Here is a 22872-nt window from a genome sequence, read left to right as displayed (position 1 = left end):
GCTGTGAGGTCACCCCAATGTAGAGTGTGCCGTTCCGTTTGCTGGCCAGGATGTAAACGCAGAACTGCTTGTCCATAGCGCCAAACGCCAAACTGGATTCCCGCTTTCGCGGGAATGACGGCCATAACACCGAATCACGTTACCCACAAATTTGTCGCGAACCCCCGCGGCGTCATCGAACGGGAGGTCATTATCCCTGCCGGCGCGCGGGGGCGATGCCGAGCGCGCCGGCGATGATGCCCGCGGGATCGTCGATCGTGATGCGCGAACCGGCTTGCAGATGGTCCGGAAAGACGGCCAGGCAACGCCCGCCGGGGTCTTTCGCCGACGGTGTCATGATCGCCTCGAAGCGTCGGCTGGCATAGACGGCAGCGCCCAGCCGTTGACTGGGGGCCGCGCGCTCGCCTCGATCATCAGGATCAGCGGCGCTCCACGGCAGCCATGGTCCGAGCAAATCTGCGGATGTGATGCGGAGCTGGCAGCGCAGTTGCTCGTCCGTGAGGTCCAAGATGCTACTGAGCTGGCAATCGATTCGTAGCAATACCGCCGTGCGAATTGTGCGCGCGAGTTTGATCCCGTTGGCGGTCAGCAGGATGCCTTCGCGCTCGGCCAGCGCCGTGTCCGCAGCCAGCGCGGTGTACAGCACCTCGAAAGCGCCGGCAGGATTTAAGCGGCCGCCGTAATGCAAGGAGCCCGCGCCGGACAGCGGCGAGCTGAGAAAGCGCGAGCCGATAAAGCGGTAGGCCGTGCCTGAAAACGGGCGCGGCGCGATGGCCCCTAGGAGTTGGAGCCACTCCCGCGCTTCGTTCGGGTCAGCTGGTCTGCCCACTCTCGGCAAGCCTGAGCAAAGCAATCACCGCCGCAGCGCGCCCCGACAGGATGAACGAGAGCGGCGTTGCGCCGCCCAAATCAGGATGAGGGGCACGCAACCAGATCGATACCGAGCGGTCGTCGTCGACCAGCGTCCGTAAAGAATTCAAGATGTAAGCAATCTCCGCCAAGGCCGGCTGCAGCCGCTCCGCCGTGGGATTTTTGAGCAAGCCCTGCGGGGTGTAACCGACGGCGGCCGCCAGGCGCTTTAGGGGAACGCCAAGGCGGGCGCCAATGCGCCGCGCGTCGAGATTGCCGCCGCCACGGGCGTGCAGGCTCTCATCGACATGCCCAAGCAAGGCGGCGGGCGAGACCGCCGCGTCCTGGCGGCTGTAAGCAACCGCCGCCGCCTCGCGGATCTCGTTCGCGGCCGTACGTTGTCGCTTTGTCATGACAATCGGGTAACATAACGGCAGCAGTTTGACAACCCCTTTTTCAGAAGCTGCTAACGGCAATCCTCGTCGTAAGCGAGCACCAGTAGCACTTGTCCGCCTTCGACCATGCTGCCGGCCACGGTGCGAACTTCGACCACCGTGCCGGGGGCTTCGGCCACCAGGCGATTCTCCATCTTCATCGCTTCGAGGATGAGCAGCCCATCGCCTTGCTCGACGTGATCTCCCGGTTGCACCAACACCTCGAGCACCTTGCCGGGCATGGGGGCGAGCACCTGCGGTGCCGCCAGCGTCGCGGCCGTGTGATCGCGGGCGGCGCTGCGCTCGGGCATGAAGGCGTAGACCTCGCCCCCGACGGCAACCAGACGCTCCGCGCCGTTGCGGGCGATGTCGACCAGATAGTGCTGCCCATCCACCACTAGCGCCAGAGTCGTCTCATCGAAATGATGGCACTCGACGACATGCTCGCTGCCGTCGACCGTGGCGCGATACCGCCTGCCTTCCGGATGCAGGTCGACGGCAACGTGCTGCTGTCGGTAGCGGAGAGCAATGCGCATACAGCTCTAGCCCTGCCTCAGTCGCCAGTGACCGAGTGTGACCCACGGTGACGAAGGAGCGGCTGGTTCATGTCCGGTCGCCCGGCGCCGCGGCCGGGCGGCGTCGATGGCCGCCGCCATGGCGGCGACGGCGCGGTGTTGTTCGCGGCGGTGCCAGACGGGGAAGTGCTCCTCGATGAAGTGCGTGTGCGTGTCGCCGGCGGCAAAGGCGGGGTGCTCGAGCACATCCAAGAGAAACGGCAAAGAGGTGGTGCAGCCGAGAACAACGTAATTCGCCAGGGCGGCGAGCATGCGCTGGCGCGCCGCCGCGCGGGTCTCGCCCCACACCGACACCTTGGCCAGCAGCGGATCGTAGTGCAGCGGCACGGTGAAGCCGGCCATGATGCCGGAATCGACACGGATGCCGGGCCCCTGCGGCTCGCGCAGGTGGCGTACTAGTCCCGGGCTGGGCAGGAACTGCTGCGCCGGGTCTTCGGCGTAGACCCGGCACTCGAGCGCGTGGCCGCGCGGGCGAATGTCGTCCTGCCGCAGCCACAGCGGCTCGCCGGCGGCGATGCGCAGCTGCGCCTGCACCAGATCGACGCCGGTGACCAGCTCGGTGATGGGATGCTCCACTTGCAGCCGGGTGTTCATCTCGAGGAAGTAGAAGCGCCCGTCGTGGTCAAGTAGGAACTCCACCGTGCCGGCATTGGAGTAGTTGACCGCGTGCGCCGCAGCCAGCGCCGCGGCCGTCATCTGTGCGCGTAAGTCCGGCGTCAGGGCCGGCGAAGGCGTCTCCTCGATGATCTTCTGGTGGCGGCGCTGGATCGAGCACTCGCGCTCGCCGAGGTCGATGATGGCGCCGTGCTGGTCGCCGAGCACTTGCACCTCGACGTGGCGCGGTCGTTCGAGGTAGCGCTCGATGAACAGCCGCCCGTCGCCGAACGCCGACTGCGCCTCGCGCCCGGCGGCGGCAAAGGCGGCGGCCAACTCGCTCTCGTCGTGCACGATGCGCATGCCTTTACCGCCGCCGCCGGCCGCAGCCTTGATCAGCAGCGGAAAGCCGATTAGCTCCGCCACCCGCGGCCAGGCGAGGGGGTTGGCTACGTCCTCCACTGCCGGTACCACCGGCACACCGGCGGCCGCGACGCGTTTACGGGCGGCGACCTTGTCGCCCATCGCCGCCATGGCGGCCGCGCGCGGTCCGATGAAGGTCAGCCCCGCGTCTGTCACTGCCTGTGCAAACGCGGCGTTCTCGGCCAGAAAACCGTAACCCGGATGCACGGCTTGGGCGCCGCTCTGGCGGGCGCTGTCGACTATGCGCGAGATATTGAGGTAGCTCTCAGCCGGCGCCGGTGGTCCGATGCAGACGGCGTCGTCGGCTGCCAGCACGTGCGGCGCGGTGGCGTCGGCCTCGGAGTAAATCGCCACCGTCGCAATCCCCAGCTCACGGCAGCCGCGGATGAGGCGGACGGCGATCTCGCCGCGATTGGCAATCAGGACCTTGGAGAACATGGCCGAGCACAAATGGGCGGGCGGCGCCGGCGGCCCGCCGCGCGAAATCGGCCGGCGCAGGGTCGCCTCAGCTGCCTGGTTGCCATCGGCTTACATCCGCAAGACGCCGGCGCGGCTGTCGGCTATCGGCTGCGTCAGGGCCGCGGCCAGCGCCAGGCCGAGCACGTCACGGGTGTCGACCGGGTCGAGCACGCCGTCGTCCCAGATGCGGGCGGTGGAGTAGTACGGGCTGCCTTCCTCTTCGTACTTCGCCAGCGTCGGCGCCATGAAGCGTTGCTGTTCCTCGAATGACATGGTCTCGCCGCGCTGCGCCAGCTGTTGCAGCTTGACGGTGAGCAACGTCTGCGCGGCTTGCTCGCCGCCCATCACCGAGATGCGGCTGTTGGGCCACATGAAGAGCAGGCGCGGGCTGTAGGCCCGCCCGCACATACCGTAGTTGCCGGCGCCGTTGGAGGCGCCGATGATGACGGTGAACTTGGGCACGGCGGCATTGGCGACGGCGTGCACCATCTTGGCGCCGTCCTTGGCGATGCCGCCATGCTCGTACTTCTTGCCGACGATGAAGCCGGTGATGTTCTGGAGAAACAGCAACGGGATGTGGCGCTGGCAGCACAGCTCGATGAAGTGTGTCGCCTTCAATGCCGACTCGGAGAACAGCACCCCGTTGTTGGCAATGATGCCGGTCGGGTAGCCGTGGATGCGGGCGAAGCCGGTGACGACGGTGGTGGCGTAGAGCGGCTTGAACTCCTCCAGCCGGCTGCCGTCGACAATGCGCGCGATCAGCTCGCGCACGTCGTAGGGCTTGCGCGCATCATGCGGAATGATGCCGTAGATCTCCGCCGGATCATAAGCCGGGTCTTCCGGCTCGTCGCGGCGGATCGGCGGCGGCAGCGGGCCGCCGAGGTTTTCAAAAATGCGCCGGGTGATATCGAGGGCATCGCGGTCGTCGGCGGCAAGGTAATCGGAGACCCCGGAGATGCGCGTGTGCACATCGCCGCCGCCCAGCTCCTCGGCGCTGACATCCTCGCCGGTGGCCGCCTTCACCAGCGGTGGACCGCCGAGGAAGATCGTCCCCAGACCGCGCACGATGACGTTCTCGTCGCACATTGCCGGCACGTAGGCGCCGCCCGCGGTGCAGGAGCCGAGCACGACGGCGATCTGGGGGATGGCGAGCGCCGACATCCGGGCTTCGTTGTAGAAGATACGGCCGAAGTGCTCGCGGTCGGGAAAGATCTCCGCCTGCAACGGCAGGAACGCACCGCCCGAGTCGACCAGGTAGACGCAGGGCAGGCGGTTTTCCAAGGCGATCTCTTGCGCCCGCAGGTGCTTCTTGACGGTGAGCGGGAAGTAGGTGCCGCCCTTCACCGTCGCGTCGTTGGCGACGATCACCGCCGGCCGGCCGTGAACGGTGCCGATGCCGGTGACGATGCCGGCGCTCGGGGCATCGCCGCCGTACAAGCCGTGTGCCGCCAGTGGCGACAATTCGAGGAACGGCGTGCCGGGATCGATCAAGCCGTCGATGCGCTCGCGCGCCAGCAGCTTGCCGCGCTCCTTGTGGCGCCGGCGTTGCTCTTCCGGGCCGCCTTGTCGCGCCGCCGCCAGCCGCTGGTGCAGTTCCTGCACCAGCGCCTCCATGCGCTGGCGGTTGGCGACGAAGTCGCTATCGCTGGTCCGAATCTTCGATTGAAGCGGGCGCATGGCTGCCGCCAACACAACCTACCCGAGGCCGCCGGGCGCGCTTAGATCGCGCGCTCGCGCCCCTTCCAGTACGGGTCGCGCAGCTTGCGCTTGTACAGTTTGCCGTTGGGATCACGCGGCATGGCGTCGGTGAAGTCGATCGACTTCGGGCACTTGTACTTCGCCGTCCGCTCCAAGCAGAAGTCGATGATCTCCTGCGCCAGCGCCGGCGAGGGGCTAAGACCCGGCGCCGGCTCGATCACCGCCTTGACCTCCTCGCCCCAGTCCTCGTTGGGAACGCCGAAGACGGCGGCATCGGCCACCTTGGGATGGCTCAGCAACACCGACTCCACTTCCGCCGGGTAGATGTTGACGCCGCCGGAGATGATCATGTCGATCTTGCGGTCGCACAGGAACAGGTAGCCGTCCTCATTCAGGTAGCCTATATCACCGACAGTGAAGAAGCCGTTGCGGCGGTTGGCCGCGGTCTTTTCCTTGTCCTTGTGGTACTCGAAATCGGCCATGCCGAGCGCCATGTAAACGGTGCCGGGGGTGCCCGTCGGGCATTCGTTGCCGGCCTCGTCGAACACCTTGATCGCCGACATCGGCCAGGCGCGCCCGACGGTGCCGGGATACTGCAGCCACTCTTCCGGCGTGACCAGCGTGCCGCCGCCTTCGCTGGCGGCGTAGTATTCGTAAATCGTGTTGCCCCACCATTCGAGCATGCGCCGCTTGATGTCGACCGGGCAGGGAGCGGCGGCGTGGATGACGTGGCGCAGCGAGGAGACGTCGTAGCGCTTCTTGGCCTCGTCGGGCAGCGCCAACAGCCTGTGAAACTGAGTTGGCACCATGTGAGTCGTTGTCACCCGATACTTCTGGATCATCTGCAGACAGCTCTCCGGCGTCCACTTGTCCATCAGTACGATCCCATGCCCGAGGTGTAGGGAGGAGGCAGCAAACATGAGCACGGCGGTGTGGTAGAGCGGCGAACCGGTCAGGTGGACGTTGTCCGATTCCGCCTGGATGCCGAACATCCCCAAAAACATCGCCACCGTCGCAAACATGCTGTCGGGGTCGAACGGGTGTAAAGGCCGGCGCACGCCCTTGGGCCGCCCGGTGGTGCCGGAGGTGTAGTTCATCACCTGGCCGGCGCTGCGTTCGGCCGGCAGCGTCGCCGGCTGCCCGGCCTTGATCTCCTCGAACGGGCAGAACCCGGATATCACGCCGGCGGCGAAGCGCATCTGGGCGGGAAAATTCAACTCGGCGGCCGCGCCTTGGCAGGCGCCGGCGAAGCGCTCGGAGCCGACGAACACCTTGGCTTCGGAGTCTTGCACGATGTAAGCGATCTCGGCCGCGGTGAGGTGGTGATTGATCGGCACCAGGTACCAGCCCGCTTGGGCGGCGGCCAGATACAGCTCGACCATGGGCGCGCCGTTGGGCAGGACCGTCGCGATGCAATCGCCCGACTTGAGCCCGCGCGCACGCAGCCCGTGTACCAAGCGGTTGCAGGCGGCTAGCAGCTCTCCCGCGGTCAGCTTACGCTCGTTCGGCTCGACCAGCGCCAGGCGCTCGGGGTTCGCCTGCGCCTGATTCCAAAAACCTAAATCTGCCATGAACGGTCCTCCGTGAATCGTATCGAAGGCGCGTTACAACACGTTCAAGCGGGCGGTTCAAGCACGCACGGGCTGCCGCCGGCCTGCTGCAACTCGGCGCAGGCGAGCTCGGCACCACACTCCCTCAGTCCTAGCCTAGCGGCGCGAGTTGGGCGTCGATCAGCGCGGTGGTTTCTTTGCGCCTTGCGGGCTTGAACCAGCGTTTCGCCGGGCAGACGAGCAGGAGCCGCACCAAGCCGCCCTCGACCAGCTACACGGCGTGCACCTTGGCCCTTCTTCTCGTGCGCCGGGTGAGATCGCCGTTGGTGAGAGTACCGGCCACAAGGCCGCGCCCGCTGCGCATGACCGCAATCGCCGAGCCCGCTGAGCCAAGAATGGCGTCGCGCAATGCCTGACGTCAAGGCTGTCTCGTGCCACCACGTCGATGGCCGCCTGCACGTCGCGCATGCTGGCGAGTCGGCGCGCGGCCATTGATTTCACCTCGGCTGCGGTGCAAGGGGTGGCATCGAGCAATTGCCAGAGAGCGGCTGCATCAACGCATTGGATGTCGCGTGTGCTGGCCTCTCTTCGGGCACCCCGGGTAAGGTCTCCGTTCGCTACCAGTACCGGCCGCAAGGTTGCCTGCCCTGAGTATGGCCGGAGCCGCCGAGCCCGATAGCCGTCGAATGCCCTGACCACTTCCGCGATCACGTCGGCGGCGACGCTTGCATCCCAGAGCGGACGCTCTACCTCTATTGCTACCGCTTGGCTTCTGCAGGCAGTGTCGAGACGATCAGTTGCCGCACATGCTCCGCAAGGGTCACGGCTTGCCCGGCCGTACCCAGTTCCGGCCAGAAATCTGCATCGTAGCGAAGTTCGACCGCGTAACCCGACAACTCAGTCAGGTCCAGCTCGCAGAACTCCGCCAGCGGCAGGAGCGGCTTAACGCTTTGAGATATTTCTCAGCGGCCTGCTGCGCGTGAAAGCACGCCGTGTCGTAGGGCCCGTCGCTGTCGACCGTACGGCGGGCGTCGGCGAGGTCACTATCCCCCTTGCGGATCCAGCCGGCCGCCAGGGCGGCGTTATCCTTCATACAGGACTTTCCCGGTGGCCAAGATGGTCGTGATGAACGCGTGGGGCACGGCTCGCCACTCCTCGATCTCTGTCGGGGTCCAGACCACGATGTCTTTGGCCGGGAAGAGCCCGCAGAGCGCGCGGCGATACCGGGCCGAGCGCTTATAGCGCGGGAGGTCGGAGTCCTCGACGATCAGCACATCGAGGTCGCTGTCCGGGCGCGCGCGTCCGGCCGCGTGTGATCCAAACAGGACAATCTTGCGCGGGGAGCCCACAGACAAGACCCGTCGTACGAGTTCGCGGAGCAGTTGCTCGCTGAGCGCAGGGTAACTGTCTACCCTGCTCACTTCGCCAGGCGCTTCCATCGCGGCTTCCACCTCACGGATTCCAATAGCACGAACTGGGTGGGCAGCGCACGGCGGTGATCGGCCGCTGCGCAAGGCGCACAAGCCGCACTCAATCGGCGTCTCCACCCGGCTCGTGATGCCTCGTCGATAGCGGCCTGCACGTCGCGCATGCTGGCGAGCCGGCGCGCTGCCGTGGCTTCCACTTCGGCCGCCGGTTCGCTTGACATCTTGGCTGCTTGGCAACAAGGGTGCTGAGCGTGGACGCCAATCATCCCGGAGGTTGATTGCCCAAGTGCAACTGACCGATTATCACGCGAAGTACTTCGCCTACGAGCTGACCAAGCGTTGCTCTTCCGACAGCGTCGAGAAGCTTGCCCCGGTGCTTGCCGACGCGCAAGTGGACTTGAACCCGCACCAGGTCGAAGCCGCCCTCTTCGCCTTCCGTAGCCCGTTCTCGCGCGGCGCGATTCTGGCGGATGAAGTAGGGCTGGGAAAGACCATCGAGGCGGGTCTCTTGCTCTCGCAGAAATGGGCGGAGCGCAAGCGGCGCTTGTTGGTGATCCTGCCGGCCAACCTGCGGAAGCAGTGGAGTCAGGAACTGGCCGACAAGTTCTACCTCCCGTCAGTGATTCTGGAAACCCGCAGCTTCAACGACGCCATCCGCGCCGGGAACCTGAATCCCTTCCAGCAGGACGCGGTCGTTCTGTGTTCCTTCCAGTTTGCGCGGACCAAGGAGCCCTATGTCCGCCAGACGCCATGGGCGCTGGTGGTGATCGACGAAGCGCACCGGCTGCGCAATGTCTACAAGACCACCAGCAAGATCGCGGTCGCAATCAAGCAGGCGGTGGCGGCGTTCCCCAAGGTGTTGCTCACCGCCACCCCGCTCCAGAATTCGTTGCTCGAACTCTACGGACTGGTCAGCATCGTGGATGACTATGCCTTCGGGGATCTGAAGAGCTATCGCACCCGTTTCACGCGTCTGGGCAACGACACCGACTTCGTGGATCTCAAAGAGCGCCTCAAGCCGTTGTGCAAGCGCACCCTCCGCCGGCAGGTGTTGGAGTACGTCAAGTACACGAATCGCCACGCGCTGGTGCAGGAGTTCGTGCCCACGCCAGAAGAGCAGCGGCTGTACGACTTGGTCTCCGAGTACCTGCAGCGGCCGACGCTCTACGCCCTTCCTGCCAGCCAGCGCCAGTTGATGACGCTGATCCTGCGCAAGCTGCTGGCGTCGTCCACCTATGCCATATCCAGCACCCTGGATGGTCTCGTCCACAAGCTGGAGGCCGCCGCGGCCGTTGCCGAAGCAGTGGACGCACCACCCGAGGAGTTGCCGGAGAACTGGGAAGAACTGGAGGAGTTGGCCGATGAGTGGGACGAGGACGGGGATGGTCCCACGCCGCCGGAGCGGGCACGGCTCACGCCCGAACAGCTGGCAGAGTTACGGCGCGAAATGACGCGCCTTCGCGAGTTCCACGTGCTGGCCCGCTCCATCGTCAAGAACTCGAAAGGCGAAGTGCTGTTGACCGCGCTGCGGCGCGGCTTCGCCGCCGCGGCGGAGGCGCAGAAGAATCAGGGGACAGCCACGCTCCAGCAGAAGGCCGTCATCTTCACCGAGTCGCGCCGCACGCAGGAGTACCTCTTCCGCGTGTTGGAACAGACCGAGTTCGCCGGCATGGTCATGCTCTTCAACGGCACGAACAGCGACCCCACCTCCAAGGCGATCTATCAGCGCTGGCTCAAACAGCACGAGGGGACCGACCACATCACCGGATCGCCCAGCGCCGACATCCGCGCCGCTCTGGTGGAGTACTTCCGCGACGAAGCGGCCATCCTCATCGCCACCGAGGCCGCGGCCGAGGGCATCAACCTGCAGTTCTGCAATCTGGTGGTGAACTACGACCTGCCCTGGAACCCCCAACGCATCGAGCAGCGCATCGGCCGTTGCCATCGCTACGGCCAGAAGTTCGATGTGGTGGTGGTCAACTTCCTCAACAAGAGCAACGCCGCCGACCTGCGGGTCTATCAACTGCTCGACGAAAAATTCCGCCTGTTCAGCGGCGTCTTCGGCGCCAGCGACGAGGTGCTGGGCGCGCTCGAATCCGGCGTGGACTTCGAGAAGCGCATCGCGGCCATCTACCAGAAGTGCCGCACGCCGGAGCAGATCCAGTTCGAGTTCGACCAACTCCAGAAGGAGCTGGAGACGGAAATCGTCGCGGGCGAGCGCGACGCGCGCGAGAAGCTGCTCGACAACTTCGACCAGGAAGTCGTCGAGAAGGTGCGCATCCAGAGCCACGACTTCCTCGACCGCTTCAATCAGCAGCTCTGGCTGCTCACCCGCTACCTGCTCGCGGAGCATGCCCGCTTCGAGTCCAACGAGTACAGCTTCCTGCTGCGCAGCAATCCTTTCCCCGGCGAGACCATTCACCCCGGCCCATACCGCATGGGGAGGCGGGCGAACGACGTCAACACCTACCGCGTGGGCCATCCGCTGGCGCAGCGCCTGCTGGGGCGAGCGCAAGCCCTGATCGCCGAACCGGCCGAGGTGACGTTTCACTACCGCGAGAGCCGGAAGCACATTGCCATTCTTGAGCCACTCATAGGCGGAGGCGGTTGGCTGAGTTGCGCTCGGGTCACGGTCAGCGCCCTGGAAATCGAGGACCAGATCGCGTTCGTCGGCGTCACCGACGGCGGTGAGGCGCTGGACGAGGTCCAGTGTCGAAGGCTCTTCGAATGCCATTGACCCAGGGCCGGCCCCGCGCCGTTCCCGCGGACATTGCAGCCGTGCTGAACGAGGCGCAGGCGCGCAACCGACAGGCGCTTCTGGACGCGATGACTGCGCGCAACGGCCGGTGGTTCGATGCCGAGATGGACAAGCTCGATCATTGGGCCGAGGATCGCCGGGCCACGCTCAAGACTGAGCTGGAAGAATTGGACGAGGCGCTCAAAGAGATGAAGAAGGCCGCCCGGCTCGCTCCCAACCTGCCGGAGAAGCTGGAGCGGCAGCGCGAGGTGCGCAAACTGGAAGCCAAGCGCGACGACGCCTGGCGTGCCTACGACCAAGCCAGCCGCGATCTTGACCGGCAGAAGGATGCGCTGCTGGACGAGATCAGCCGGCGGCTGGAGCAGCGCATCGACACACAACCGCTCTTTGCCGTATGCTGGAGGCTTGCGTGAAATCGAGGCCAATCGCATGCAAAGAGGACAAGGCGCCTGCGACCGCAGCCGCGCTGGTGCGGGAGATCCGGGAGATCGTCCGCCACGCCAGGACCAAGGCGTTCGAGGCGGTGAACTTCTGCATGGTGGAAGCCTACTGGCACATCGGAAAACGTATCGTCGAAGAGGAGCAGAGGGGACGAGCCCGGGCGCAGTACGGAAGACAGCTCATTCACGACGTCTCTCGGCAACTGATGGCCGAGTTCGGCAGGGGATTCTCCGAAGCGAATGTCTGGAACTTCCGGCAGTTCTATCTCACGCATCCCTCCGGCGAGATTCTCTACGCACTGCGTAGAGAATTGGGCTGGTCCCACTACCGGCTGATCATGCGGGTCGAGAACCCGCAGGCCCGCGAGTACTACACCCGCGAGGCGGCCGACCAGCACTGGAGCACGCGCCAGTTGGAGCGCAACATCAACTCGCTCTACTATGAACGGCTCCTCACATCGCGGCGCAAGTCCTCCGGCGCCGCAAAGGCCGCCACCGCCCAGTCGCCCACGCCCGACGACCATCTCAAAGACCCCTACGTGCTCGAATTCCTCGGGCTCCCGATGCCGCCAGGATTTACCGAGACGGAGTTCGAAGAGGCCATCATCGGCAATCTGCAACGGTTCCTCTTGGAACTCGGCAAAGGCTTCTCGTTCGTGGGCCGGCAGTACCGGATCACCACCGAGACCAAGCACTTCTTCATCGACTTGGTCTTCTACAACTACCTGCTGAAGTGCTTCGTGCTGATCGACCTCAAGGTCGGCGAGCTGGTCCATCAGGACATCGGCCAGATGGACATGTATGTGCGTCTGTTCGAGGATCGGATGCGCGCCGAGGGGGACAACCCGACCATCGGCCTGATCCTCTGCACCGAGAAGGACGAGACCATCGTCCGTTACAGCGTACTCAAGGAGAACCGCAGGCTGTTCGCCTCCAAGTACCGGCTCATGCTTCCCACGGAAGAGGAGCTGCGCCAGGAGTTGCAGCGCGAGCGAGCCCGGTTGGCGGAGGCCATGCAGGCCCGTGAACGACGGCAGCTCCCACCCCTTGCGCGGCGGGCCACACCGCGCCATGTGAAACCCAGAAAGAAGACGAGGCCATGACGAACGAACCCGAACACCTCGACCTGCGCTCCCACGACCTCGCCGAGGACAAGAAGCAGGAGCTGCTGCGCCTCTTTCCCGAGATCCGCACCGAAGACGGCAAGATCGACTTCGATCGGTTGAAGCTCGCGCTCGGCGAGACGGTTGACGCCGGCAAGGAACGTTACGGCCTGAACTGGCCGGGCAAAGCCGAATGCTTCAAGACGATCCAGAGCCCGAGCCTGGCGACGCTGCGCCCGTGCCCGGAAGAGAGCGTCAACTTCGACACCACCGAGAACCTGATCATCGAAGGCGACAACCTGGAGGTGCTGAAGCTCTTGCAGAAATCCTACCTGGGCAAGGTCAAGATGATCTACATCGATCCGCCGTACAACACCGGCAACGACTTCATTTACCCAGACAACTACACCGAGTCGCTGCAGACCTACCTGGAGTATACCGGCCAAGTCGATGCCGAAGGCAAGAAGTTCGGCTCGAACACGGAGATCGAGGGCCGGTTCCACTCCAAGTGGCTGACCATGATGTACCCGCGGCTGTATCTGGCGAGAAACCTCCTGCGGGAGGATGGAGTGATCTTGATCTCGGGCGATGATCACGAAGTGAGTAACCTTCGAAGGATTTGTGATGAGGTCAACGGCGAGGAGAACTTCGTTGCTCAGTTCGTGTGGAACACAGAAGGGCACACCGACAATCAGTTTGATGTGAAGGTGAATCACGAATATGTGGTCATGTATGCCAAGAACCTCGAGGCCGTTACGCTTGGCCATGTGGTAGACCCTAACACGCGCGATGAGAGCAACTTGTGGAAGGGGTTTGCGGAGAACTCGATCACCAAGAATGGCCCAGGCAACCCACCGAGCGAAGTGTCGCTACCGAGGGGCTTCCCATGTGCTGGGAGCGTGATCGACTTGCCACCGAGTGAGGTGCCTGTTCAGTATTTCGATGCTTGCGCGGCCAGGGGATACATCACAAGGGAATTGACCGAGCAGTACTCGGTCACGTATCCGGTCCGGCTGGGCCGAATGACGGTCCAGGATGGGAAACTGACTTCGCCGTGTCGTGTCTTCAGTGGATGGGCAAACCTGAATAAGTTGCGCGCGTTCATCGAGAACGGTTGCCAACCCATCGACGACGGTGGAGATCGCTTGTCCTTTTTCCTTTCCGAGCGAGGTGTCGTCTACTACAGGCGTGACCGAGAGAAGGCGCGCAACGTCCTCTCCGTGCTGCGGAACATGGGCACTACGGAGCGGATGCGGTCCGAGCTGGAGGAGAGCGGGATTCCATTCCAGTACCCCAAGCCGAAGGAGTTGCTGCGATACTTACTGCAAGTTGGCATGGACGACCAAGGCATCGTTCTCGATTTCTTTGCTGGGTCAGCCACCACTGCGCACGCGGTCCTCGACCTGAGCAAGCAGGATGGTGGCAACCGGAGGTTCATCCTGGTCCAACTTCCCGAACCCACCGGCCGCGGGGACTTCCCGACCATCTCCGACATCGCCAAGGAGCGCGTGCGACGGGTCATCAAGAAGCTGAACGAGGAGGACGGTAGGGCGCGTTCGCCGAACGCGCCGAGGCAAAATGGTTTATTCGACGGACGCCTCGGCGAGGCGTCCCTACCTGACGCGCCCCTACCAGCGCCGGATCTCGGTTTCCGCGTCTTCAAGCTCGCTGAATCCAACTTCAAGCCGTGGGACGCCAAGGTGGAGCACGACGCGCAGACGCTGGGGCGGCAACTCGAACTGCACATCGATCACATCCGCGACGGCCGCACGCCGGACGACATCCTCTACGAGATTCTACTCAAGAGCGGCTACCCGCTGACGACACCGGTAGAGACGATCAGAATCGCACGCGGAGACGCAGAGACGCGGAGGCCAGAGAGTAGCAGGAACCAAGAGCTCTGCGACTCCGCGTCTCTGCGTGAGAGGTTCCTCGTGTATTCCGTGGCAAGCGGCGCGATGCTCATCTGCCTCGAACGCGATCTGACGCTCGAACTCATCCGCGCGATGGCGGATCGGAAGCCCGAGCGCGTCGTCTGCCTCGACGAGGGGTTTGCCGGCAACGACCAGCTCAAGGCCAACGCCGTGCAGATCTTCAAGACCAAGGGCGTGGTAAGCTTCAAGACGGTGTGAGGGAAGGGGCATGCCAACGATCAGCAGGTTTTACGGCATAATCATCCGCATGTTTTTCGACGAACACGCGCCCCCGCATTTCCACGCCGAGTACGGCGACTCGACGGCGCAGATCGCCATCCAGACCTTGCAGGTCTTGGCGGGCGGATTGCCGCGCCGTGCTCAGGCACTGGTGCTGGAATGGGCGGCCCTGCATCGCGTCGAGCTGCAGGAGGATTGGGATCTCTGCCAGAAGCAACAGCAGCCAAAGAAAATCGCACCACTGGATTGAGGTGAACTATGCACTACAAGGTTGTGAGCGTGAAACCCTTGGAACACCTGCGGCTGGCCGTGCGCTTCGCCGACGGCTTGAGCGGCGAGGTCGTGTTCAAGGAGTCACACCTCTACGGCGTATTCGAGGCGCTCAAGGACCCGGCTCTCTTCGCGCAGGCACGCTGTGACGAGGGCTTCGTCGAGTGGCCGGGCGAAATCGATATCGCGCCCGACGCCATGTACGACGTCATCAAGGAACACGGTTGCTGGGTGCTCGATTGAGCGAATGAAGCTACAGTTCGACCCCAACCAGCCCTTCCAGCTCGACGCCGTCGCGGCAGTCACCGACCTCTTCGCCGGCCAGCCGCAAGGCGCGCCGGAATTCGCGGTCATCAAGATCGGCGACATGGGCGGCCTGTTCGCCGGCCAAGACCGCACCGAGCTGGGCGTCGGCAACCGGCTCTTGTTGGCGGAAGAGAAGCTCGCGGCGAACACGCGTGCGGCGCAGGCGCGCAACGACATCGACCTGACTGATCTCGGTGCGCCCCTCGAAGCCTGGGACCTCTTCGATGCGCCCGCGAACGCCGCGCGCCGCTGTCCGCACTTCTCCGTGGAGATGGAAACCGGCACCGGAAAGACCTACGTCTACCTGCGCAGCATTTTCGAGTTGTCGCGGCGCTACGGCTTCCAGAAGTTCATCATCGTGGTGCCCAGCGTCGCCATCCGCGAAGGCGTGCTGAAGAACATCGAGATCACCGCCGAGCATTTCCGCGCGTTGTACAACAACCTGGCGTTCGAGCACTTCGTGTATGACGCCAAGAAGGTGAACCGCCTGCGGCAGTTCGCCGTGAGCAACGCGTTGCAGATCCTGGTCATCAACATCGACGCCTTCCGCAAGAACTTCACCGGCACCGAGGAGGAGCAAAAGAGCAACGTCATCTACAAGGAGAGCGACAGGCTCTCCGGTCGCCAGCCCATCGAGTTCGTGCAGGCGGCGCGTCCCATCGTCATCATCGACGAGCCGCAGAGCGTGGACAACACCGACAAGGCCCAGGAAGCCATCAAGGCGCTGAACCCGCTGTGCACGCTGCGCTACTCGGCGACCCACCGCAATTCGTACAACCTCGTCTATCGACTCGATCCGGTGCGCGCCTTCGAATTGAAGCTGGTCAAGCAGATCGTCGTCGCCAGCGCCGCGAGCCACGGCGGCGCCAACGATGCTTTCGTGCGCGTCGAGCAGATCGACTACAAGAAGGGCATCAAGGCCAAGCTGCGCATCCACGTGCAGACGCCCGAAGGGCCGAGTGAGAAGACCGTCACCGTCAAGAACGGCGCTGACCTGTTCGCGCTTTCCGAAGAACGCGCCTGCTACCAGCAAGGCTTTTCGGTGGCCGAGATCAACGCCGAGCCCGGCAACGAATGTCTCCGCTTCAACAACGGCCGCGTGCTGCGCTTGGGCGAGGAAATCGGCGGCATGCGTGACGACGTGTGGCGCGCGCAGATCAAGCACACCGTGAAACGGCACCTCGAAAAGGAGATGCAGATGCGGGCACGGGGCATCAAGGTGCTGAGCCTCTTCTTCATCGACCGCGTCGCCAACTATCGCGACTACGACGCCGCAGGTCGGCCGGTGAAGGGCAAGTTCGCCGGGTTATTCGAGGCGGAGCTGGCCGCTTTGGCGAAGGACGAGCGTTACCGGGAGCTGGAGTGGATCGGGCAGCCAATGGACAAGCTGCACAACGGCTACTTCGCCCAGGACAAGAAGGGCGTGCTGAAGGACACGCGCGGCGACACCCAGGCCGACGATGAGGTCTACAACCTGATCATGAAGGAGAAGGAGCGGCTGCTCTCGATCGACGAGCCGTTGCGTTTCATCTTCAGCCACTCGGCGCTCCGCGAGGGATGGGACAATCCGAACGTCTTCCAAATCTGCACGCTGAACGAGACGAAGAGCGCGGTGAAGAAACGCCAGGAGATTGGCCGCGGGTTGCGCCTGCCGGTGGACCAGAACGGCCTGCGCGTTTTCGATGAGTCGGTCAACAAGCTCTACGTCATGGCCAACGAGAGCTACGAGGACTTCGCCCGCGCGTTGCAGACCGAGTACGAGGAAGACTGCGGCGTGACCTTCGGCAGGGTGCCCATCACCGCATTGGCCAAGCTCATCCGCGTCGTCGATGGCGTCGAGCAACCAATCGGCAGGGATGTGGCCGAGGTGATCCGAACCGCGCTGGTCGAGCAGAAGATGCTCGATGCTGACGGGCGCATTCAGCCGGCGTTCGACCCGAAGCGCAAGGATTTCAGGCTGGAGCTACCGGAAGCACACCGCGATCTGGCGCCGGCGGTGGTGGATCTGTTGGCGGCGTACCAGATTGAACGCCACATCCGCAAAGACCGAGACGAAGGAATCAATCGGCTGCGGAAGGAAGTCCAGCTCAGCCCCGAGTTTCAGGCGTTGTGGGATCACATCAAGCCTAAGACGACGTACCGGGTGGAGTTCGAAACTGAGAAGCTCGTGCAGCACGCTGTGGACGCCATCCGCCGGATGGAAAGAATCGAGGTGCCCAAGATACAGGTGCTGAGCGGGCAGATTGACGTAACCAAGGGCGGCGTGGCGACCAGAGCTGTGAGCGCGGCCGAAGAGCAAGCGACCTACCGTAGCCCGCTCCCGGACGTACTTGCATACCTACAGAACGAAACGGAGCTTACGCGTTCGACATTGGTACGCATCCTCAAGGCATCGGGGAGACTCGGCGAGTTCTTCAACAACCCGCAGCGCTTCATGGATGCTGTCGCGGCGATTCTCAAGTACGAGCTGCACCGCCTGCTGGTGGACGGCATCAAGTACGAGCAGATTCGTGGTTCTGGGCCAGAATCGGAGTGGCAGATGATGCTCTTCAAGAACGAAGAGCTGATCAACTACCTCACCGCCCAGCAGGTGACGAAGTCAGTCTACGAATACGTCGTCTACGAATCGGAGGTGGAGCGAGAGTTCGCCCGGCGGCTCGACGAGCGCGAAGACATCAAACTCTTCGTGAAGTTACCCGGCTGGTTCGAGATCGATACGCCGGTGGGCAAGTACAATCCCGACTGGGCCATCCTCAAGCACGATGGTCAAGCGCTCTACCTCGTGCGCGAGACCAAGGGGACGCGAGACTTCTTGAAGCTCCGCACGACCGAGGCGGACAAGGTGCGGTGCGGGCAGCGGCACTTCGAGACGCTCGGTGTGCCCTTTGCCGTCGCGGTGACCGCCGACGAAGTGTGACGAGCAGCAAATCGCCGCCGCCGACCCGCGCGAAGCGTGGCGCCTTCAGCCTGAAGAAGGTCCACTCCAGCTTGAGCAGATCAAGCAGCGTCACCGTTCGCTCCTCGGCTCAGCGCCTTGAACCCACAGTTGCCCCGGACAGGTTCTCGCGCCAAAGCAAAGCCTCGGAGCTGGAACAGCGGGAGATGCGCGTGGCTCTCTCCAGATCACATCTCATTGAGGTCTTTCCTCGGGCAAGCTCCTCCACATCCCCCTTCGCGGCTTGGCGCCTTCGCACGAGCCCTCCGTCGATCACCTTGTTCCCGTCACAGGCCGCGACCTTCATCCAACAGAACGGCAGGTCGGGTCAACCCCGGCCCTCGGCCTTCGGACCCTCCTCCGGCATGACCTGGCTGCTGCGCAGATCGACTGTGAGCTGCCTGCCACGCAGCGTGCGCGACTGCCCGCCCCATGACCCGCGCTTAGGAAGGCTCACCTTCCTTCGCCGACATGTCCTTCAACACCTGCTGCAGAAGTGGGATGGCCGGCGGCAGGTCCTCCGTGACCGTCTTCCAGACCACCATCTGATTGACCCCGAAGTAGTCATGAATGAGCTTGTCACGCATGCCCGTCATCGAACTCCAAGGGACCATTGGGTATTGCGTTCGCACGAACTCGGGAATGCGCTTCGCCGCTTCGCCGACAATCTCGAGCGCTCGGACCACGGCAAAAACCGTGCGGTCGTCGCTCTCGAACTGTTCGAACGGCATGCCCTGCACGAAACCGACGGCCTTGGTCGCCGCCTCGACGATGTCGGTCAGATAGTCGACGTAATCACGCGACGGGGCGGTCGTCATACGGGGACAGCTTCCGCCAGGATGCGACGGCCAATGCGGGGCTTAAGGGCCTCCCGCATCACCAGATCCACCTTGAGGCCGAGACGGGCGCTCAACAGGTTCTCGAGCTCAACGAACCGCAGCAACCCGGGCGGATCCGAGAAGCTGACGAGCACGTCAACGTCGCTCGACTCCCGAGCCGCGTGGCGCACATGGGAACCAAACACCGCCAGGTACGAGACGCGATATTTTGCCCGCAGCGTCGGCAGGAGCTCGCGCAGGGCCGCACAGATTTCGTCGAGCGTCTTCGGTTCCATAGCAGCAATCTACCTCAGGCCCGGTCATGGAGCCAACCGGTGGATTGAGAGGCGAGCCGACAATCGGCGGCGTCCACCCCGGGTTGAGCAGATCAAGCAGCGTCACCGCCGTTCACTCCCGGGCTCAGCTTCATCAGAACCCACCGTTGCCCCGGACAATCTCTCGCGCCAAGCCGCCAAGGCGCGAAGCCTCGGAGATGGAACAGCGAGAGATGCGCGTGGCTCTCTCCAGATTACGTCTCATTGAGGTCTTTCCTCGGGCAAGCTCCTCCGCATCCCCCTTCGCGGCTTGGCGCCTTGGCGCGAGCCCTCCCTCGATCACCTTGTTCCCGTCACAGGCCGCCACCTTCATCCAACAAGACCGCAGCCCGGGTCAACCCCGGCGGGCATCGGGTGGCGTTGGCTCCGCCAACGGCCGCACCTGGTTTCGGCGCTCGGACCGCCGCTCGACTTGAGCGCTGTTTCGCGGGAGAATGTTGGCCATGGATGACACCCCCATCCCTGGATACGCCCACTTGGTAACCAATCCCAACCGCCTCGGCGGCAAGCCGACGATCCGGGGCACGCGCTTTTCCGTCTCGTTCATCCTTGCCTGCCTTTCCGAAGAGATATCGTACGACGACATCGTACGCGAGTACTCCGAGTTCCCCCGCGAAGCGCTCAGCGAAGTCCTCCGCTACGCCTCCACCGTTACCGACCGACAGGACCGACCGGATGTGGCTGCTTGACGTCAATTGAGATATGACCGGAGTACGACAATGAGCAAGGCCGTACGATTGGAATGGGAACTTCCCGACGCCCTGTACGATGCGGTGATCGGCGACGAGCAGAAAGCGGCGGACGAGGCCAAGCAGGCACTGGTGCTCGACTGGGTACGGCTGGGACGGGTGAGCGTGCGCAGGGGTGCGGAGCTGCTCGGGCTCGGGTATCGGAGTTTTCTCGAGGTGCTCGCTGCTCATCGAGTACCGATCTGCGAGTATGAAGAAGGGTGGCTGGATTCCGAGTTGGAGGTCCCCGGGTCCAATAGGGCGCGGTTGTCACCGATAGGTGACCAGACGCTGCTTGCCCGGCTGCGGCGCCCCACGCTGTCACCGGCGGACACGGAGGTCGTCGCGTGCGCAATCGAGAACGGGCACGCCACCGTCATCACCGACGATAGGGCTGTGCGCCGTGTCTGCCTCGAAGAGCACCTCCCCCTCACCGGCACTGTGGGTCTACTCGTGCGGGCGCGGCTTGACGGTAAGATCGACGCCCTCAAACCACTTCTCGATCAACTCATTGCAGCGGGCTTCCGACTCGATCCGGCCGGCAGCGCGTATCGGGATGCGTTGGCACGGGTCGGCGAGCAGCCCTGAACCCACCGTTGCCCCGGACAATCTCTCGCGCCAAGTCGTGCGAAGCGTCGGAGCTTGAACAGCGGAAGACGCGCGTGGTTTGCGCCAGCTCACGCCTCATTGATGTCTTTCCTCGGGCAAGTTCCCCCGATCCCCCTTCGCGGCTTGGCGCCTTGGCGCGAGCCCTCGGCCTATCGCCTTGTTCCCGTCACACGCCGTAGGGGACGTGTCACGCATCCGTCACGGGGCCGTGCTTGGCAGCGGCGATGTCGCCTGCGCGCACCGGATCTGCCACCACGCCCGCGCCGCCTCGATCACGATCAACGCCACCAGCGCCATGAACAAAGCGGTGACTGCGGCATCTAGCCGGAGGTTGAAGATCTGGGTGCTGACTTGCCGCAGCTTCTCCGCCGGTACGGTGCCCGCCGCCTGACCCGCGGCCAGCTGGTTCGCCTGCGCCAGAAAGCCGATGGCCGGATCGGCCGACATGATCTTCTGATAGCCGGCGGTCATGGTGACGGCGAGCAGCCAGGCCAACGGCAACAACGTGGTCCAGGCATAGCGGCCGCGGCCCTCACGAATGAGAAAGGTGGTGGCCACGCACAGCGCAATCGCCGCCAGCAGTTGGTTGGAGATGCCGAACAGCGGCCACAGGATGTTGATGCCGCCGAGCGGGTCAATCACTCCCTGGTAGAGGAAGTAACCCCAAGCGCCGACCACTAGCGTGCTGGTGAACAGGACGCTGGGATACCAGCTGGTGCGCCCCAATGGTGCCCAGAAGTGACCTAGCAAGTCTTGCAGCATGAAGCGCCCGACGCGGGTGCCGGCATCGAGCGTGGTCAGGATGAACAGGGCCTCGAACATGATGGCGAAGTGGTACCACAGCGCGATCCCGGTGCCGCCGACGGCGCGGGTGAAGATGTGTGCCATGCCGACGGCCAGGCTGGGTGCGCCGCCGGTGCGGGCAAACAACGAACGCTCGCCGATGTCGCGGGCGAGTGCCGCCATTTGCTCCGGCGTCACGACAAAGCCCCAGCTGGAAATCTTCGCGGCCGCCGCTGCCGGGTCGGCGCCGACGATGCCGGCCGGGCTGTTGATCGCGAAGTACACCCCCGGCTGCAACGCCGCCGCCGCGATCATCGCCATGATGGCGACGAACGACTCCAGCAGCATGCAGCCGTAGCCGATCATCGCCGCATCGGTCTCCCGGCTCAACAACTTCGGAGTTGTGCCGGAAGATATCAAGGAGTGAAAGCCGGAGATCGCCCCGCAGGCAATCGTGATGAAGCAGAACGGGAACACCTTGCCGGCGAAAATCGGGCCGCTGCCGTCGACAAACCGGGTCAGCGCCGGCAACTCGATCTCCGGACGCATGACCACAATGCCGACCGCCAGCAGGCCGATGGTGCCGAGCTTGACAAAGGTGGAGAGATAGTCGCGCGGTGCCAGCAGCAGCCACACCGGTACCACCGACGCGGCAAAGCCGTAAAGGATGATCGACCAGGCCAGTTGCGTCGCGTTGAGGGTGAACACGCCGGCTAGCGTCGGGTGGTTGTCGACCCAACGGCCACCGACCAGGGCGAAAGCCAGCAGAACCAGCCCGATGGCGGTGGCGCCCTTGACGTCGTGGGGCCGGACGACCTTCATGTACCAGCCCATCAGCATGGCGATCGGGATCGTGGCGCCAACGGTGAACGTGCCCCACGGGCTGTCCCGCAGCGCGTTCACCACCACCAACGCCAGCACCGCGATCAGGATGATCATGATCGAAAACACGCCGAGCAGGGCGGCGAAGCCGCCGACCGGACCGATCTCGTCCTTGGCCATCTGGCCGAGCGAACGGCCGTCGCGTCGCAGGCTGCCGCAGAGGATGCAGAAGTCCTGCACCGCGCCCCCGAGCACGACCCCGGCCAGAATCCAGAGCGTGCCGGGCAGGTAGCCGAACTGGGCCGCCAGCGTCGGCCCGATCAGCGGCCCGGGCCCCGCGATCGCGGCGAAGTGGTGGCCGAAGACCACCCAGCGGTTGGTCGGGACGAAGTCGCGCCCATCGTTGATGCGCTCAGCCGGGGTTTGGCGCGTGGCGTCGAGGCCGAAGAGCTTGGCAGCCAGAAAGGCGCTGTAGAAACGATAGGCGATCGAATAGACCGCCACCGCGGCGATGACGAACCAGACGGCGTTGATCGTCTCGCCGCGCCACAGCGCGATCATGCCGACGGCGTACGCCCCCGTCACTGCTACCGCCACCCACGCCAGTGCCTCCGCTGCCCGCATGTCAACCCGCCTCCCTCCCGCCTGCTCGCATACCCGGCCCGCGGAGGCAAGCGGCACGAAGCGGCAGTCGCTCAGGTGCGGCCGGGGGTGTGCGACAAATCTGTGGGTAACGTGCAGCCGACCGGGCAAATCCTCACCAGTCTGACAGTACTGTGTACTGTCAGGCCGAGGCCCATGGC

General features: G+C 64.2%; 17 protein-coding genes and 2 pseudogenes. 8 read left to right on the top strand and 11 right to left on the bottom strand.

The window, feature by feature from the left end:
• Window positions 1–190: 190 nt before the first annotated feature.
• The 8 genes and pseudogenes from HY699_22960 to HY699_22925 form a co-directional block, all read right to left on the bottom strand.
• On the bottom strand, window positions 191–829 hold the full coding sequence (locus HY699_22960; GenBank protein ID MBI4518667.1) for an RES family NAD+ phosphorylase: 639 nt from the start codon (window positions 827–829) through the stop codon (window positions 191–193).
• Window positions 813–1325, bottom strand: coding sequence for a DUF2384 domain-containing protein (locus HY699_22955; GenBank protein ID MBI4518666.1), 513 nt, complete (start codon window positions 1323–1325; stop codon window positions 813–815). The genes HY699_22960 and HY699_22955 overlap by 17 nt, the downstream gene beginning before the upstream one ends.
• Window positions 1316–1594, bottom strand: a complete 279-nt coding sequence (locus HY699_22950; GenBank protein ID MBI4518665.1) for an acetyl-CoA carboxylase biotin carboxyl carrier protein subunit — start codon at window positions 1592–1594, stop codon at window positions 1316–1318. The genes HY699_22955 and HY699_22950 overlap by 10 nt, the downstream gene beginning before the upstream one ends.
• 231 nt (window positions 1595–1825) lie before the next feature.
• Entirely contained in the window at window positions 1826–3313 is a 1488-nt protein-coding gene (locus tag HY699_22945; protein MBI4518664.1) for an acetyl-CoA carboxylase biotin carboxylase subunit, read from the bottom strand.
• A gap of 90 nt (window positions 3314–3403) precedes the next feature.
• Window positions 3404–5011 (bottom strand): methylcrotonoyl-CoA carboxylase, encoded by a 1608-nt coding sequence (locus HY699_22940; GenBank protein ID MBI4518663.1) that lies wholly within the window; start codon window positions 5009–5011, stop codon window positions 3404–3406.
• Between the two features lie 41 nt (window positions 5012–5052).
• The gene (locus HY699_22935) at window positions 5053–6603 is read right to left on the bottom strand and encodes an acyl-CoA synthetase (protein ID MBI4518662.1); all 1551 of its coding nucleotides are present in this window, start codon (window positions 6601–6603) and stop codon (window positions 5053–5055) included.
• Between the two features lie 737 nt (window positions 6604–7340).
• Window positions 7341–7675, bottom strand: a pseudogene (locus HY699_22930) (HEPN domain-containing protein).
• Entirely contained in the window at window positions 7665–8021 is a 357-nt protein-coding gene (locus HY699_22925; protein MBI4518661.1) for a nucleotidyltransferase domain-containing protein, read from the bottom strand. Before HY699_22925 ends, HY699_22930 begins: the two are co-directional and overlap by 11 nt.
• A gap of 274 nt (window positions 8022–8295) precedes the next feature.
• Here HY699_22925 and HY699_22920 point away from each other — a divergent pair.
• The 6 genes and pseudogenes from HY699_22920 (at window position 8296) to HY699_22895 (ending at window position 17956) form a co-directional block, all read left to right on the top strand.
• Window positions 8296–11180 (top strand): annotated as a pseudogene (locus tag HY699_22920) (DEAD/DEAH box helicase family protein).
• On the top strand, window positions 11162–12310 hold the full coding sequence (locus tag HY699_22915) for a DUF1016 domain-containing protein (protein MBI4518660.1): 1149 nt from the start codon (window positions 11162–11164) through the stop codon (window positions 12308–12310). Before HY699_22920 ends, HY699_22915 begins: the two are co-directional and overlap by 19 nt.
• Window positions 12307–14442: a site-specific DNA-methyltransferase gene (locus tag HY699_22910; GenBank protein MBI4518659.1), complete on the top strand. Its 2136-nt coding sequence runs from the start codon at window positions 12307–12309 to the stop codon at window positions 14440–14442. Before HY699_22915 ends, HY699_22910 begins: the two co-directional genes overlap by 4 nt.
• A gap of 10 nt (window positions 14443–14452) precedes the next feature.
• On the top strand, window positions 14453–14713 hold the full coding sequence (locus HY699_22905; GenBank protein MBI4518658.1) for a DUF4160 domain-containing protein: 261 nt from the start codon (window positions 14453–14455) through the stop codon (window positions 14711–14713).
• Window positions 14714–14721: 8 nt separating this feature from the next.
• The gene (locus HY699_22900) at window positions 14722–14976 is read left to right on the top strand and encodes a DUF2442 domain-containing protein (GenBank protein ID MBI4518657.1); all 255 of its coding nucleotides are present in this window, start codon (window positions 14722–14724) and stop codon (window positions 14974–14976) included.
• Between the two features lie 4 nt (window positions 14977–14980).
• Entirely contained in the window at window positions 14981–17956 is a 2976-nt protein-coding gene (locus HY699_22895) for a DEAD/DEAH box helicase family protein (GenBank protein ID MBI4518656.1), read from the top strand.
• 461 nt (window positions 17957–18417) lie between these two features.
• On the opposite strand, the gene HY699_22890 is transcribed toward HY699_22895, so the two are convergent.
• Together HY699_22890 and HY699_22885 are read right to left on the bottom strand one after the other, a co-directional pair.
• Window positions 18418–18792, bottom strand: coding sequence for a DUF86 domain-containing protein (locus HY699_22890; GenBank protein MBI4518655.1), 375 nt, complete (start codon window positions 18790–18792; stop codon window positions 18418–18420).
• Window positions 18789–19088: a nucleotidyltransferase family protein gene (locus HY699_22885; protein ID MBI4518654.1), complete on the bottom strand. Its 300-nt coding sequence runs from the start codon at window positions 19086–19088 to the stop codon at window positions 18789–18791. The genes HY699_22890 and HY699_22885 overlap by 4 nt, the downstream gene beginning before the upstream one ends.
• Before the next feature lie 482 nt (window positions 19089–19570).
• On the opposite strand from HY699_22885, the gene HY699_22880 reads away from it, so the two are divergent.
• Both HY699_22880 and HY699_22875 read left to right on the top strand, forming a co-directional pair.
• Window positions 19571–19816, top strand: coding sequence for a DUF433 domain-containing protein (locus HY699_22880; protein MBI4518653.1), 246 nt, complete (start codon window positions 19571–19573; stop codon window positions 19814–19816).
• A 30-nt stretch (window positions 19817–19846) separates the two neighbouring features.
• Complete coding sequence (locus tag HY699_22875) at window positions 19847–20443, top strand: DUF3368 domain-containing protein (GenBank protein MBI4518652.1); 597 nt, start codon at window positions 19847–19849, stop codon at window positions 20441–20443.
• A 219-nt stretch (window positions 20444–20662) separates the two neighbouring features.
• Here HY699_22875 and HY699_22870 read toward each other — a convergent pair whose 3' ends face one another.
• Window positions 20663–22693 carry a carbon starvation protein A gene (locus tag HY699_22870; protein MBI4518651.1) on the bottom strand — a complete coding sequence of 677 codons (2031 nt, stop codon included), beginning with the start codon at window positions 22691–22693 and terminating at the stop codon, window positions 20663–20665.
• Between the last annotated feature and the right edge of the window lie 179 nt (window positions 22694–22872).

This window comes from Deltaproteobacteria bacterium, from assembly GCA_016210005.1.
Lineage (GTDB): Bacteria > Desulfobacterota > Binatia > HRBIN30 > JACQVA1 > JACQVA1.
This window is presented reverse-complemented; position numbering and strand designations above follow the sequence as displayed.

What these genes read in the sequence shown, in the direction of transcription:
- HY699_22950 (MBI4518665.1), bottom strand. Translation starts at nt 1,594, where the DNA reads ATGCCCGAGCGCAGCGCCGCCCGCGATCACACGGCCGCGACGCTGGCG.
- HY699_22945 (MBI4518664.1), bottom strand. Translation starts at nt 3,313, where the DNA reads ATGTTCTCCAAGGTCCTGATTGCCAATCGCGGCGAGATCGCCGTCCGC.
- HY699_22940 (MBI4518663.1), bottom strand. Translation starts at nt 5,011, where the DNA reads ATGCGCCCGCTTCAATCGAAGATTCGGACCAGCGATAGCGACTTCGTC.
- HY699_22935 (MBI4518662.1), bottom strand. Translation starts at nt 6,603, where the DNA reads ATGGCAGATTTAGGTTTTTGGAATCAGGCGCAGGCGAACCCCGAGCGC.
- HY699_22925 (MBI4518661.1), bottom strand. Translation starts at nt 8,021, where the DNA reads ATGGAAGCGCCTGGCGAAGTGAGCAGGGTAGACAGTTACCCTGCGCTC.
- HY699_22915 (MBI4518660.1), top strand. Translation starts at nt 11,162, where the DNA reads ATGCTGGAGGCTTGCGTGAAATCGAGGCCAATCGCATGCAAAGAGGAC.
- HY699_22910 (MBI4518659.1), top strand. Translation starts at nt 12,307, where the DNA reads ATGACGAACGAACCCGAACACCTCGACCTGCGCTCCCACGACCTCGCC.
- HY699_22905 (MBI4518658.1), top strand. Translation starts at nt 14,453, where the DNA reads ATGCCAACGATCAGCAGGTTTTACGGCATAATCATCCGCATGTTTTTC.
- HY699_22900 (MBI4518657.1), top strand. Translation starts at nt 14,722, where the DNA reads ATGCACTACAAGGTTGTGAGCGTGAAACCCTTGGAACACCTGCGGCTG.
- HY699_22895 (MBI4518656.1), top strand. Translation starts at nt 14,981, where the DNA reads ATGAAGCTACAGTTCGACCCCAACCAGCCCTTCCAGCTCGACGCCGTC.
- HY699_22890 (MBI4518655.1), bottom strand. Translation starts at nt 18,792, where the DNA reads ATGACGACCGCCCCGTCGCGTGATTACGTCGACTATCTGACCGACATC.
- HY699_22885 (MBI4518654.1), bottom strand. Translation starts at nt 19,088, where the DNA reads ATGGAACCGAAGACGCTCGACGAAATCTGTGCGGCCCTGCGCGAGCTC.
- HY699_22880 (MBI4518653.1), top strand. Translation starts at nt 19,571, where the DNA reads ATGGATGACACCCCCATCCCTGGATACGCCCACTTGGTAACCAATCCC.
- HY699_22875 (MBI4518652.1), top strand. Translation starts at nt 19,847, where the DNA reads ATGAGCAAGGCCGTACGATTGGAATGGGAACTTCCCGACGCCCTGTAC.
- HY699_22870 (MBI4518651.1), bottom strand. Translation starts at nt 22,693, where the DNA reads ATGCGGGCAGCGGAGGCACTGGCGTGGGTGGCGGTAGCAGTGACGGGG.